The organism is Psychrobacter sp. ER1, from assembly GCF_048631835.1.
In the GTDB taxonomy this organism is placed as follows: Bacteria; Pseudomonadota; Gammaproteobacteria; order Pseudomonadales; family Moraxellaceae; genus Psychrobacter.
In genome coordinates this window covers 398,143-412,568 of sequence record NZ_CP184640.1, presented here as the reverse complement: position 1 = coordinate 412,568, position 14,426 = coordinate 398,143, and the positions used below count along the sequence as shown (strand labels likewise).

The 14,426-nt window shown below is 42.9% G+C and carries 11 protein-coding genes and 1 pseudogene; 7 read left to right on the top strand and 5 right to left on the bottom strand.

Going from position 1 to position 14,426, the window contains the following annotated elements:
- Positions 1 to 38: 38 nt before the first annotated feature.
- Positions 39 to 1,280 carry a beta-N-acetylhexosaminidase gene (gene nagZ, locus ACOBWA_RS01910; protein WP_420230075.1) on the top strand — a complete coding sequence of 414 codons (1,242 nt, stop codon included), beginning with the start codon at positions 39 to 41 and terminating at the stop codon, positions 1,278 to 1,280.
- Here nagZ and ACOBWA_RS01905 read toward each other — a convergent pair.
- A complete protein-coding gene (locus ACOBWA_RS01905; RefSeq protein WP_420230074.1) occupies positions 1,227 to 2,822 on the bottom strand; it encodes an OmpA family protein in 1,596 nt (531 codons plus the stop codon). The genes nagZ and ACOBWA_RS01905 overlap by 54 nt on opposite strands.
- A 294-nt stretch (positions 2,823 to 3,116) precedes the next feature.
- Positions 3,117 to 4,763: a hypothetical protein gene (locus tag ACOBWA_RS01900; RefSeq protein ID WP_420230073.1), complete on the bottom strand. Its 1,647-nt coding sequence runs from the start codon at positions 4,761 to 4,763 to the stop codon at positions 3,117 to 3,119.
- A 562-nt stretch (positions 4,764 to 5,325) separates the two neighbouring features.
- On the opposite strand from ACOBWA_RS01900, the pseudogene ACOBWA_RS01895 reads away from it, so the two are divergent.
- The 6 genes and pseudogenes from ACOBWA_RS01895 to ACOBWA_RS01870 all read left to right on the top strand — a co-directional run bounded on the left by ACOBWA_RS01895 (position 5,326) and on the right by ACOBWA_RS01870 (position 10,391).
- Positions 5,326 to 5,771, top strand: a pseudogene (locus ACOBWA_RS01895) (rhomboid family intramembrane serine protease).
- Between the two features lie 103 nt (positions 5,772 to 5,874).
- Entirely contained in the window at positions 5,875 to 6,831 is a 957-nt protein-coding gene (locus ACOBWA_RS01890; RefSeq protein WP_420230072.1) for a metallophosphoesterase, read from the top strand.
- 107 nt (positions 6,832 to 6,938) lie between these two features.
- Complete coding sequence (gene purE / locus ACOBWA_RS01885; protein WP_082624535.1) at positions 6,939 to 7,490, top strand: 5-(carboxyamino)imidazole ribonucleotide mutase; 552 nt, start codon at positions 6,939 to 6,941, stop codon at positions 7,488 to 7,490.
- A 197-nt stretch (positions 7,491 to 7,687) separates the two neighbouring features.
- The gene (locus tag ACOBWA_RS01880; RefSeq protein ID WP_420230071.1) at positions 7,688 to 9,064 is read left to right on the top strand and encodes a 5-(carboxyamino)imidazole ribonucleotide synthase; all 1,377 of its coding nucleotides are present in this window, start codon (positions 7,688 to 7,690) and stop codon (positions 9,062 to 9,064) included.
- Positions 9,064 to 9,513 (top strand): YaiI/YqxD family protein, encoded by a 450-nt coding sequence (locus ACOBWA_RS01875; protein WP_102093310.1) that lies wholly within the window; start codon positions 9,064 to 9,066, stop codon positions 9,511 to 9,513. Before ACOBWA_RS01880 ends, ACOBWA_RS01875 begins: the two co-directional genes overlap by 1 nt.
- A 236-nt stretch (positions 9,514 to 9,749) precedes the next feature.
- The gene (locus ACOBWA_RS01870; RefSeq protein WP_420230070.1) at positions 9,750 to 10,391 is read left to right on the top strand and encodes an NAD(P)H-binding protein; all 642 of its coding nucleotides are present in this window, start codon (positions 9,750 to 9,752) and stop codon (positions 10,389 to 10,391) included.
- A 158-nt stretch (positions 10,392 to 10,549) separates the two neighbouring features.
- On the opposite strand, the gene epmA is transcribed toward ACOBWA_RS01870, so the two are convergent.
- From epmA to ACOBWA_RS01855, 3 genes are all read right to left on the bottom strand, one after another.
- Positions 10,550 to 11,578 carry an EF-P lysine aminoacylase EpmA gene (epmA, locus tag ACOBWA_RS01865; protein WP_420230069.1) on the bottom strand — a complete coding sequence of 343 codons (1,029 nt, stop codon included), beginning with the start codon at positions 11,576 to 11,578 and terminating at the stop codon, positions 10,550 to 10,552.
- Between the two features lie 50 nt (positions 11,579 to 11,628).
- Positions 11,629 to 12,738, bottom strand: coding sequence for a 4-phosphoerythronate dehydrogenase (locus tag ACOBWA_RS01860; protein ID WP_420230698.1), 1,110 nt, complete (start codon positions 12,736 to 12,738; stop codon positions 11,629 to 11,631).
- A gap of 108 nt (positions 12,739 to 12,846) precedes the next feature.
- Complete coding sequence (locus tag ACOBWA_RS01855) at positions 12,847 to 13,974, bottom strand: AI-2E family transporter (RefSeq protein ID WP_420230068.1); 1,128 nt, start codon at positions 13,972 to 13,974, stop codon at positions 12,847 to 12,849.
- Between the last annotated feature and the right edge of the window lie 452 nt (positions 13,975 to 14,426).

Sequence of the window (14,426 nt, the reverse complement as noted above, 5' to 3'; positions counted from 1 at the left end):
CATAATATAACCATATATAAAATAATAAGGAATACGCGATGTACGGCGTTTTAATGATAGATATCGATAGTACCGCTTTGACCGCTGAAGATGTCAGCTTGATTAAACAAGCACAGGTTGGCGGAGTAATACTGTTTGGTCGTAACGTCACAGATGCGGCCCAAATCAGAGCACTATGCGACGATATACGTTATCACAATCAAGACATACTTATCGGTGTGGACCAAGAAGGTGGACGAGTCGCGAGGCTACGTGAAGGTTTCACGCCCCTACCTGCTATGGGTCGATTGGGTGAGCTATTCAATCAAGACCCAAGTAAAGCACTTAGCTGCGCCTACGATTGCGGTTATCTAATGGCAGCTGAAGTACTGGCTGTAGGAATCGATTTGAGCTTTGCACCCGTACTGGATAGAGATGGTATTAGCCAAGTCATCGGTGATCGCAGCTTTCATCATGAGCCACAAGCCATCACTGCGCTTGCAACACAGTTTATGCGCGGAATGAAAGCGGCTGGTATGGCAACCACTGGTAAACACTTTCCTGGTCATGGTGCCATCGCTCCTGACTCGCACGTATCAGAAGCCATCGATACACGTAGTTTAGATGAAATCGTCAATAGCGATATGCAACCTTTTGCTCAAACACTACATAGTCTGGACGCTCTTATGCCAGCACATGTGATATTTTCGCAAGTAGACGATAAGCCAGCAGGATTCTCCAAAATTTGGCTACAAGATATCATTCGAGATGAGCTTAAATTTGATGGGGTATTATTCTCTGATGATTTATCGATGGCAGGTGCAAAGGCGGCTGGTGATGTCAGTGCTCGCGTAAAAGCGGCCATTGATGCTGGTTGTGATATTGCTCTCGTTTGCAACGACCGTGTGGCTGCTCATGAGGCTGCTAAAGCTGCGCAAGATCTGCCTTACCCTAACCAGCAACGTATCAAAACCATGCGCGGCAACATCCCAACATGGCAAGGCGATCTTGTGTCTACCTGCCAGCAGTTTGAATACTGGCAGCAAGCCAAGCAAAATGTTACTCAGACTTTTTTGGTAGTCAAACAGATACTCAGACTACTAAAAAATCGACAGATCCTACTCTATATAAATAATAGCTTGTTCAATTGTCATCGAGCAGCATACAAAAAACCGCACCTTTATAAGATGCGGTTTTTATTGGTTAACTACTACTGCGTAGCTATAATCAAAATAAGAACAAATAGATTAATTGCTTGGGTCTACCGCAGTACCTTGGGTAGCATCATCGCCATCTGGTAACAAATCATCGTTGTTACTATCTAATGGGTTCATATCTGGATCTAGCGAATCACTGTTTATCATCATGCCATCGTTTGCGCTGACCACTTCGTCATTGACCATAAATTCAATACGGCGATTGCGAAAGCGACCTTGTTCGGTTGAATTGTCCGCGATTGGCTCTGATTCGCCCATGCCTTTGGTAGCTAATTTACTGGTATCAACTCCCTTAGACACTAGATATGCTTTCACTGACTCAGCACGCTCCTGAGACAGCTCCATATTATAGGTATCAGAGGCTTGACTATCTGTATGACCGACAATCATCAGCTTCATATCAGGTACGTTATTGATGATTTCTGCAGCACGGTCTAACAGCGCTTTATTGACTTCAGGTATAACCGCTTCATCTACTTGGAAGTTAATCACCTGAATACTCAAAGCGCGGGCAACATCACGTGGATCTGGGTTTTCACCAAGATTGGTCATCGCCACATCTGCAGCAGCCAGACTATCATCAATCTCACCTTGCAAGTCTAATGGACCTTCAGCTTGCACGGTCATGGCAGGAGCAGCTGCTTGTAAGTCAGCAACCAACTTATCCAATGCAGCTTTATCAGGAGCATTGACAGTGATGTTATCACCTTTAATAATCATACTCGCGTTCGGTACATTTTTAATAATTGGTAATATCGTTGCCAACTGAGCAGATGCTGGCATATCTACTGCAAAGTTATCATCAACATCAGCACGGCATTTATTGGCTTCATCACCAAATGCACCAGTCAAAGCATTCATAACATTGGTTTGTAATGTCTCATCACCCACGCTCATACGACAAGCATACAGCTCGCTATTTTCACCAGTTGCGATACTGAGTGATGCAGGCTCAATTGCGCCTGCAACCGCTAATGCCTCATTACCTTGTGCCCCTTGCTGTACTGTAGCCGCTGGCGTTGCTACAGGCTCAGGGTTTTCTTGGCAGCCTCTGAGTAGTGCCCAAGCCAATGCACCCAAGATAATCAAACCAATAATAGGTAGCAGCGCTTTCATAAAGCTCTCTTTTTGCTCTTCTTCTTTTTGCAATGGTGCTGTACTGGTGGTATCAGAAATCGGTGCACCAGCCGTAGAAGTAGCAGCGACTGCACTAGCAGGCAAAACAGTACCCGCCCATGCAGGGATATGATGCTGATAACTGTTCAGGTTGTCATTCAAAAATTGCGGAACGGGCGTGGTACCAGCCAAGATTTTGATCTCATGAAAAGCCAATGGCGCTGCCATCGCAATCATACCACGTGAGGCCGTTGCATCGACATTATGTTTGCCTGCTAATTCGCGAGAGATTTGGTCGCGGTGTGCCCCTTCTGTCCATACACGGTCATAAAAAGCATTGTCATCACGGGCAATGTTTTCATTGGCAAAGCGGCTAAAAGTATCATTGTCTGCAAGACGAGCAGCAAAAATGGCATAAAACTGTTCTAGTAGATTTTTCTTAGCTGGGCTACGGTCATCTTCCAATACGGCTGGGCTGACGGTGCGTGTCAAGTGGCTAATAATATCCATAATATGGCTCTCCCCTTAATTTTTATTTATATGATTCATTTGCTCAAAAAGCAGCTATTTCATTCTTTTGTATTCAATCGTCATAGTAGTCATGGTGGCGATAAATCCATCAAACTACTTTATTTGGTTTTGATTATTATAAAATTCTTAAGCTGCTATTCACAGTCTGTACGTTGTTGTGCAAATGATACAGTAAGTAATGTTTCGGATGGCACACGTAACTATAGCCAAGCTACATGAAAAGATAGGCCATATAAAAAGACACGCCCTATAAAACAGCGTGCCTTATAAAAACTACCTAACTTGAGCTGGTTCAGCAACGATAATCGTGTTTGCCATCTCATCCACTTCTGAAGGTGAAAAAGGGCCTGGCGGTCTGGTCGTTTGATTATTTGAAGGAAAGTTGTTGGGAATATTACTCGCGCCATTGGTAGGCAGATTGTTGGGCGCATTATTAAAACTGTTATTATTGTTAGGCAAAGGAGTTGGTATCACACGATCTCCAGTATCATCATCTGATGCTTGGTATTCGCCAGAGTTACTATTTACCCCATTATTATTGAGTTGATTATTAATCCCCGCCCCATCATCTACAAACTGGTTATTTGCGTTTGCCATGTTGTTCGTAGCATCACCAATATTGCTATTATCAGGCAACGGTAATGGTGCTGTACTCTCGACCACCATCGCTGGTGCGAAGTTGCGTACTTCTGTAACCAGTTTTTGCAGCAGCATATTGTCTGGCGCCTCCAGTGTGAGACGATCATTTTGCACATGCAAACGTGCAAATGGTGTTGATCTAAGCATCGTCAAGACATTGGACAGTATTTCGGCAGGCATATTAGCGATTGTGGTTGCTACCCCATCCTGTATGTTTAATTCACAAATACTTGCCTGCTCACCAAAGCTTGTATTGAGTGCCTGTTGCAACGTGCTTTGCAGTGCAGCATCGCCAACGGTCGCGCTACAAGTGTACAAGTTACCGCCGTTGTCTACACCGACAATAAGCTCAACAGGAGTCGTTGTTGGTACAGGAGGCACGGGTGCTGGCTGTGGTTCAACAGGTGCCGTGGCCACAGGCTCTACTGGTATTTCATTATTGGGTTTCACTAATAATGCCCATGCTGCTAGTGCAAGCGCAGCTAGAGCTACTATTAATAAAAATACACGTATTAGTAGATCGTTTCGTTGATTGCGAGTGCGTACTTGTGCATGCTTTAAATTACTATTTTCTGCCAAATGGTAGGCTGCTGGATTGGCATGAATAGCATCGCTATTGGCCATCGTATCGTTATCTAACGCTTCAGTGTTTGCACGCTCAGCAGTTGATATTTGCTCTATACTTTCTGCATCATTATTCGTTGTTGGTGTGTCTATGCCAGCTATGCCAGTAGCTAAAGTAGCGTCCTCAATTCTATTCGATATGTCGTCACTTACTGGCATATGTACTGGCACATAGTCATCATCTGAATTGAAACTTGTTTGTATTTGCTGACTAACGCCTTGAGTAGCCGTAATCACAGCTGCTGACCAGATAGGTAAATATGGACGTAAAGCAGCCTGTTTGTCTTGTAAAAATGCTGGCAAAAACTGCCCATTGGCCAATACTTTTAGCTCATGATACGCCAACGGGGTAGCACTAATCAGTAGTTGCTCAGTTGTCTGTTCATCAATATGATGGGTGGCTGACAACTCTTGGACGATCGTTTTTTGCAGACTTTTATCTTGCCATATTTGTTCAAATAAAGGGCTGTCATTATTGATGCTAGTAATCACTTGATCAGTACGCAGCAGTTGTGAGTAAACCTGTGGCACAGCTAGGCGCGCAGCCAAAACAGCATAAAACTGCTCAAGTAAACTGACATAGGCGACATTATTGCTGTCATCATTACCCATTACAGCTGGGGTTACCGTTTGTTCTAGCTGGTCAATAATGTTCATATTTCACTGCCTCTATCAGCCTTATTTGAATGTGCAAAATTGAGCACTTATTTTATTTTTGTCCATGTCACTTGTGTATTTTGCTTCTTTGTCTAAAAGATTCATTGCAGCGCGGATGAATGAACACTACTCTCGTCTTTAACCTTGCTTTAAAAGTTTCACTTATGTTGCATGGTACACTGCTACATTATTCACTATAACCGCATAAAAAAGCATCGTTTTGTCACACAATAGGTATTCGCGTTATCGCAACTGCTGTTAGTATTAGTCTATTGCTAATGGTTAGTACTTAATACGGATCAGACGTCAAACTTATTTTTTACTCAGCCGTAACGCTTAGGCTTTGAATATTGTCATTTGTAACATTGTCACATATCAGGCACGGCCTAAGGATTTTCCTTTGTTAAACCATACGACGCTTATTATCATAATTACCGTTATTGTCAGCTTATTGGCTTGGCAAAACAAGACGCTATTTAATCGATTGATTTTTTACCCGCCAGCAGTCAACAATGGGCAATGGGATCGCTTTGTGACCCACGGCTTTATTCATGCTGATAGTATGCATTTGCTCTTTAATATGTTTACTTTGTATTTTTTGGGCGTGCTATCGAAGGACTATATCAGCCGTTTTTATTCGGCTACGGTTTTGTGGTTTTTTATGTGTTGGCAATTATCGTTGCCATGATTCCAAGTTACGTGAAAAATAAGAACAACGCCAGTTATTTGAGTCTAGGCGCATCAGGCGGTGTATCGGCTGTGCTATTTGCTTTTATTTTGCTAGCACCATGGGAAAGAATTTATCTCTTTGCCGTAGTTCCTATTCCTGCGATACTATTTGCCGTGGCCTATATATTTTATAGTATCTATGCGGATCGACGCGGTGGCTCAAATATCAATCACATGGCTCATATGTGGGGCGGCGCATTTGGCGTTATCGCCACGATTGTTTTGGAACCAAAAGTACTACCGCACTTTATCAATGCCTTGCTATCACCAGGATTTTAGACATTTTTACGTATAATAAAGCTAGCACTTTAAAGACGGCAATATTCTATGAACTCTATTTTGCGCAGGGTATATTTCTACATTTGAGATTTAGTAATACATTATGATTATAGATATTATCGGTGATATACATGGTTATGCAGACAAACTGGTCGGTCTGCTGCATCAGTTGGAATATGAGCATAACGGTCAGCATTTCGTGCCACCAACAGGTCACAGGGCATTGTTCATCGGCGATTTGATCGATCGTGGTTCGCAGCAATTAGCCACATTAGAGATTGTCTTTGCAATGCTAGATGCCGATGTGGCCGATGCAGTAATGGGCAACCATGAATATAATGCGTTGGCATATGCCACGCGCGATCCTGATAATACTAGCCAGTATTTACGCTCGCACAATGATATCCATAGACGCCAACACGAGGCGTTTTTGGCAGAGATACCATTTGGCTCAGAGCAACATGAATATTGGTTGCAGCGTTTATATGAAATCCCATTATGGATCGAGACCGACTATGCGTGTTTTGTACATGCTTGCTGGGATACAGATAGCATGGCGATACTAAAACCCCTTCTGACTGACGATAACTGTCTGACTCCGGCAGGTCTAATCGAAACGGCTAAAGAAGATACCGTCGCCTTTGACGCTTTAGAGCGAGTGTTAAAAGGAGTTGAAACAGGCCTGCCTGATGGCATTGTGATGGTAGACAAAGAAGGTACCGAGCGTACGCGAGTGCGAGTACGCTGGTGGCTAGATGAGCTAAATACACGCACACTTCGTGAAGTGTCTCGTGCTCCATCGTCCGCATTGGCACAAATACCGCCTGATGCGCTGGCTGAAAATATTGACTTTGCGCTAAAAACTCATAAACCTGTGTTTGTCGGGCACTATTGGCTCACTGGCACACCTGAGCCACTCAGTCCACAAGTTGCCTGTACTGACTACTCTGCTGCAGTAGATAGCGGCTATCTAACGTGCTATCAACTGGATACCGAACAACCATTACCATTGACGGTCAATCACTTTGTTCAGCATTATCACGATGAAAAACAAATATAAAATCGTGATATCAATGCAATTAGCGCCATACAAGTATTAAAAGTCAAACTTGGCTTTACGACTGTAGCAAAATTTTTGTATGATGGTCTTTTTGAGGATATCCAATCATGAGCACCACGAATACTGCTGCTAACCAGAACGGTCCAATCACCTCCCCTGCTGGTCAGCCAAAAGTCGGCATTATCATGGGTTCGCAGTCTGACTGGGCAACTATGAGTGCTGCTGCGCAATTGCTTGCAGACTTTGACATTGCTTTTGATTGTGAAGTTGTCTCTGCACACCGTACGCCTGATAGATTATTTGATTATGCCAAAAGCGCAAAAGATAATGGTCTACAAGTGATCATCGCTGGTGCAGGCGGTGCCGCTCATCTGCCGGGTATGTGTGCCAGTCAAACGCCGCTACCTGTTTTTGGTGTCCCCGTAAAATCATCTATGCTGAGCGGTTGGGATAGTCTGCTGTCTATCGTACAAATGCCAAAAGGCGTAGCTGTTGGTACTTTGGCAATTGGTGCTGCTGGTGCTTATAACGCTGCCCTACTTGCAATTCAAGTATTGGCATTGCATGATGATACGATTGCTACTAAGCTCGATCAGATGCGCCAGTCTCAGACTGAGACTATTCTTGCTAGCCCAACACCAGGTATTATCAATCCTTAGGTAAATATAAATCGATCAGCTTTTATAGCAGAGTCTTTTATATTTATAGCTTAACGATTGAAGCTATCACTGTATACTTTTAAGCAATTCCGATTAGAGATAAGGTGCATACAGTGCACCTTTTCCTATTTTCACCCGTTGAGTTTTAGATTTTAATATACCAAACACCTTATTCACTTTTATTCAAAGAGCCTGCCATGACTACAGCAAACGCTTATCCTGTTACCCAAACCATTCGTACCATCGGTATTTTAGGCGGTGGTCAGCTTGGTATGATGCTTGCCGAAGCCGCTATGCCATTGGGTTACCAATGTGTATTCTTAGAAGACAATCCAGAATGCCCTGCCAGCTTATACGGTCGTGTCTTTCATAGCGATCAATTAGAAGACTTTATCGCAGCAGCGGATGTCTTTACACTAGAGTTTGAGAACACGCCGACGTCTATTGTTGAGCAACTGGTTAGCTTGTCAAAAAGTGGCAGCAAGCAAGGCATGTTTCCACCATTGATTGCGCTTGATATCGCTCAAGATCGTCTCAAAGAAAAGCAGATGTTCAACACGCTTGATATTGCAACCGTGCCATTTATGGAAGTCAATTCTGAAGCTGAGCTCAAGCACGCTTGTAAAGAATTAGGACTGCCCATCGTTCTGAAAACCAGTCGAGGTGGTTACGATGGTAAGGGACAGTTCGTTATCAAGCAAGACAGTGATATTAAAGCTGCTTGGCTAGACCTAAAAGACGCTGTCAGCGGTAAAGGGTCACTCACGCCAACACCTGCGCCGTTAATTGCCGAAGGCTTTATTAACTTTAGCCGTGAAGTGTCTATCATTGCAGCAAGAGCCCAAAACGGTCAGGTACGCTGTTACGATTTGGTCGAAAATCACCATCACCATGGTATTTTGGCCAAAACTCAAGCACCTGCTGTTGGTACGAGTCACCTGTTTCAGCAAGCAACAGACGCCATCACCAAAGTCATGAACCATTTAGATTATGTCGGCGTTATGGCGCTTGAATTGTTCGTCACCAAAGATGCTCGCGGTCATAACGCGATATTGGCTAATGAGATCGCACCACGTGTACACAATTCTGGACACTGGAGTATCGAAGGCGCTATCACCAGTCAGTTTGAGAATCATATCCGTGCCGTGGTTAACTTGCCATTAGGCGATACAGATAATGTGCATCCTGCAATTATGGTGAATGTGTTGGGTCAATATCCTGATATCAGTGCAGTGTTAAACATCGATGGTGCTCATTATCATAGCTATCATAAGGCTGAGCGTGATGATCGTAAGATTGCTCATATCACTTTGATGCCTAATGACGTGACTGATTTAGAGCCTGCTATGGCAAAACTGGTTGCTATCTTGCCAAACAAGGTTGGTCTAGATAAAGAGTATGCAAGCGTGGATACTCAGCCTAGTAAGGCAGACGTCGATACTAAGAGTAATGCTAAAAACAGTACTCAGAACAGTGTTCAAAATGATGCCACAGCTTATGACCTAGACAATAAAGACGGCCAAGCAGACAGCCTAACTGCTCCTTCATCAAAATCTGAGAAGGCCAAGAAATAATGCAGATTTGGGTGGACGCAGACTCGGTGCCATTGATTGCCAAAGACTTGATTATTAAAACGGCTGAACGTACCAAGACCATGGCTATATTTGTGGCCAATCAGCCGATCAAGTTACGCAAGTCGCCCCTACTTGTTATGACTGTCGTGCCATCAGGGTTCGACAAAGCTGATGATTATATCGTCGAGCAGATACAGGCTGGTGACTTGGCTATTACTAGCGATATCCCCTTGGCCAATGACATTTTAGACAAGGGCGGTATGGTACTGACAACACGTGGCGTGGTTTACGACAAAAACAACATCAAGCAAAAGCTCAATATGCGCGATTTTATGGATACTATGCGCGGTACTGGTGTCCTAGAACTGCAAGAAATGAGTGGACAAAAACCCTACGGTGATCGTGATAAAAAAGCCTTTGCTGATGGTCTCAATCGCTTGGTTCGTTAGCACTTTTTATCGTTCTATCTGACGCTTACTCATTCTGTCCATCTGTGACACAATGTCATCTGATCAACGTTTGCTTCCTTGCAAACTGTATACACTCTATAACCAAACACTATTCAATCAGCACGCTTTATAACGAAGCGTGCTACCTATCTTTGTTACTCTATATTCGGTTTTTAAGATAAATAAACTTACTGAATAATTCAAACAATAGAATTTAAATAAAAATAGGAATGATTATGAAAATTTTAGTCGTTGGTGCAAGTGGTCGAGTGGGCAGAGATTTGGTAAAGCAGTTATTGGCTGATGATCATCAAGTTATTGGCACGACTCGTCAGAAAGAAAAACTATTTGATAATGACAACTATACCCAGCTAGATTTAGACATTACAGCCAGTAAAGAGTCTATTGAAAAACAACTGGATCAGGATATTGAGGCTGTTTACTTTGTAGCAGGATCTGGTGGCAAAAATGTCTTAGAAGTTGACTTGCACGGTGCTGTAAAAACGATGCAGGCTGCACAAGATAAAGGTATTAAACGTTATATTATGCTGAGCTCAGTCTTTTCATTAGAAACTGACAAATGGGATGAAAACCCTGGTATTGCAGATCTAAAAGAATACTACATCTCTAAACACTACGCCGATCACTGGTTAGTGAATAACAGCTCGCTTGACTACACTATAGTACAGCCAGGCGCACTAAAAGAACGCGCTGGTACAGGCAAGATCACTATTAATGATGCCAGCTCTGGTGAGAATGCAATCGAAGATGTAGCGACAACGCTAGCCGCGGTGCTAACCGCAGATAACACGATAGGCAAAGTCTTCAATCTACACAATGGAGACATTGATATTAATGAAGCAGTTGCTACCGTATAAATAGATTTAGTATTAGCAGAATTGGTTGTGGACGCTAGATTTTAGAAGCAGCCAATACAAAAGGTCGTTGTCGATTCGCCAATATCTAATTGGTAAATCGGCAACGACCTTCTTATTATGTATTTAGATTACAGCTAATCTAAAAGAAGCTCACTCAATTATGCTTGCCCACTGGGAAAGGGAATGACTTCTTCTAAGCTACTTGCACCTGTCAAAACCATTAGCAATCTATCCATACCGACTGCGATACCGCTACATGGCATCAAATCATTGGAGGCAGCTAATAGATGTTCATCAATTGGCATTTGAGGTAGATCATGACGCGCACGTAATTGATTATCTTGTTCAAAACGGTCACGCAATGCTTGACCATCTGCTAATTCATCATAAGCATTGGCAATCTCAATGCCGTTAATGTATAGCTCGAAACGTTTTGCAATTTTATTACCGTCTTTATCCACAGCCGTCTTCGCTAACGCAGCGGTCGCAGGTGGATACTCTATAATTAATGTCGGCAAATCATGACCTAGGTTTGGCTCTACGGCATGACTGAATAACAAATCTAACCAGCTCTGACGACGGTTTTCTTCACTGTCTTCAGCATTATTAAAATTAAATCCTGTCAAACCCATATCTTCTGCTACGGCTTGCAATGCAGTTAAACTCGCTGTCAACGGATGTATGCCAACATAATCCATAAAGGCATCGACATAGCGATAATGACTCATCACAACAGAATGACCATAAAGCGCTTCTAACAACTCATTAAGTTCAGTTGCTATCTCGTCCAGACTATAATTCGGTTGATACCATTCAAGCATCGTAAATTCAATATTATGACGCATGCCTATTTCGTTATCACGAAAGACAGGACAAATCTGATAAATAGGCACTTGCCAGCTGGCTAATAAACGCTTCATCGCAAATTCAGGCGAGGTATGCAAATAATAAGTGCGTGGACGGTCTTGATAGGTCACATGAGCTGCTACAGACTGCAAAAAAGTGTCTGTATTGCCTGCTTGGGATAATAGCGGTGTCTGCACTTCTAGCACTTGTCGACTGGTAAAAAACTGACGAATATTGCTAATGAATTGCGCGCGTTGTTGTGCCATCGCAAGTGTCATGGTTGGCGCGTAGCTAGGCTTAGAAGTAATAGGCTGCGAAGAAATGTTATTTACTTGAGTCATTGGGCTCTACTGCGACTGATGAATAATTGGTTGCTCAGTATCTTGTTTAATTAAAACTGCCACTCACGACGCAAGTGGTAGTCACGTCTCAAACCGTCGAAGTCAGCACCATTTACTTGCCCATCAACTGCTTCATTTCGCAACGAGGCATCATCTTGCATGATGTCATAAAGCTTTGGCAGTCTGTCTGGATATGATTTTAGTTCAGACCATAAGAACATATTTAGCGGTAGCAGATTGGACATAGATTGAGCTGGAGGTATCGCTAATTTTTCACACAAGGCATCATAAATGATTTGTGTGCCACGTAGCTTACCTTCTAGCGTATAGCCAGCGATATGCGGTGTGGCAATAGCAAGTTTGGCTAGCAAGCTTACTGCAATCTTTGGCTCATGCTCAAACACATCTAGCACCACTTGACGTCCAGTACGCTCAATGTCTGTTTCAAGCGCACTTTCCTCAATTACAGGCCCGCGCGCACTATTAATCAGCATTGTATCAGCAGGCATCATTGCTAATGCAGCTGCGTTGATAAGATGACGTGTTGGGTAATCACTACCTTTAGGATTCGTCGCATTCTTTTCATTGGTTAAAGGCACATGCAGACTAACCACGTCACTTTGGCTAAGTACCTGCTCCAAGCTAGCATTGTTAGTTTTAGAGGCTGGTAACAGGGGATCATAACCTAGCACCTGCCAACCCAAATCATAGGCATATTGAGCAAGTGTACTACCGATATTACCAAGACCAATAATACCTAAGGTTAAAGGTGCCGACTGCTGCCAATACTGCGGACGCAAAGTTAAGATAGCCGTCAATACATATTGAGCCACAGAATGCTTGCTACAACCAGCTGCATTAGCGAAAGTGATATTGCGAGACGCTAGATAATCTTGATCTACATGGTCGGTACCAATAGTCGCAGACCCAACAAACTGTACACTGTTATTATTAACCAATAGCGCTTCGTTTACTTTCGTCACCGAGCGTATCAGCAGCACATCTGGCTGCACATCGGCAAGTAGCGCGGCATCAATATCTCGACCAGCGACAGTAATGATTTTAACCCTATGCTCAGTCAGATGACCAAGCGTAGAGTCATTAAAAAAATCATTCAGACTGGCGATGTTGCTGTCCGCTAAAATAGTGATATTTTTAATCGCGCTTAACTTATCGGTCTTATTATTCGTCGATTCTGTCATATTTTTATTTGTCATTGTTCATCATCTCGATCGATAATTTTTTACGTCATGTTTGCTAGCGACTCATTATTCTGATTCGTGCACAGGATCTATCGCACGAGAGTCAGAAAGCATCACCTCTTGCTGAGCAAATATCTCATTCTTATGCTGCGATATCCACTCGCGCCATACCGCAAGCCCAATAGCCAGCACGACAGGCCCAATAAACAAACCAACAAAGCCAAACGCTGTTAGACCACCCAGTACACCAATAAAAATAATGATAAAAGGAATTTTGGTTGCGCCGCTAATGACGATAGGACGAATCAGATTATCCACCCAGCTAATCACCAATACACCCCATAGTGCCAAGCCAATACCTTCTGCAGTATGTCCTTGGCTCAATAACCAAATCGATACACCGCCCCAAACGAATGGCGTACCAAACGGAATCAAGGCAATAATAAACGTGACAATGGTCAATAAGATAGGACTTGGCGCACCAGCGAAGTAATAGCCGATACCTGCCAGTGTCGCCTGTGCCAACGCTGTTAAACCAATACCGTAGACTACGGCACGTGTGGTTGTACCTACAGAATCGATGTAACCGTCGATGCGATTGCCGATGATATTGCGCAGCGCTTGACGAATCTGCCGAACCAGACTGGTGCCATCTCGGTAAAAGAAGAAGAGCGTCATTAACGCCATACCGAGTTTGGCCAAACTACTGAACACCACATCAAATGCTATTTTGCCATAATATAAATGCGACTGAACCCAAATGCGAAAAGCTTCTAGCGTCCCTTCTGGGTTTTTATTGATACGCCATAGTACATCTTTGACTTGCTGACCGATGATAGGCAAATCTTTGAGGGAGTCAGGCACATCTAAGTAACCTACCTTGATACGATAGATCAAGTTACTGATTAAACTCAAAGCTTCTTGCTGCAAGATAAACACACCGATGACCAGTGGCACGCCTATTATCAGTGAGATGCTCACCGTCATAATAGCGGCACTAAAATCTGGGCTTAGCTTCACCTTTTCATGGAAGAAATTATAAATAGGAAAAGTCACATAGGCCAAAATCGCTGCCCACAGCGCTGGTACAATAAAAAACTGTACCACTTGAAAACACAATACGAACAGCACTACTAGCAACGTAATTGCTAATAAGCGCTGAATAATAAATTCTTTTGTCCAGTTTTCAATCATAGCGTATAAACCAAAAGCGGACAGCAAACGATAATTTTGCTGGCGAGTTTATAAATGTGTGATGAATATCAGCTCTTAGACATTGTCTGTAAGCCATATCCATTAGCGAGAGTTGCGAGTCGTACAAAAAAGCATTGCGTCGGACTTATATTGCTACAGACTTATAAATTCACATGAAGATTAAGTAATATAACAGTTAAATAGTATGACTGTGTTCAGTTCCATAGCGTGAATTCATAGCAATTTATTATCATAGATAACACAATAAAAATGCAGTTAGCACGCTTTATTATGCAATAAAGCGTGTGAATTATATAACGCGTTGTTGTAATCTTTACTTACAACTTTGTCTATGCAAGCTTACTAGATGGCGACGATAATGACTAGCGCATAATGCATGAATTTAGTGTGTAAAAATGATGTATTGAAAACTGCTTTTATGTTCAGCTTTT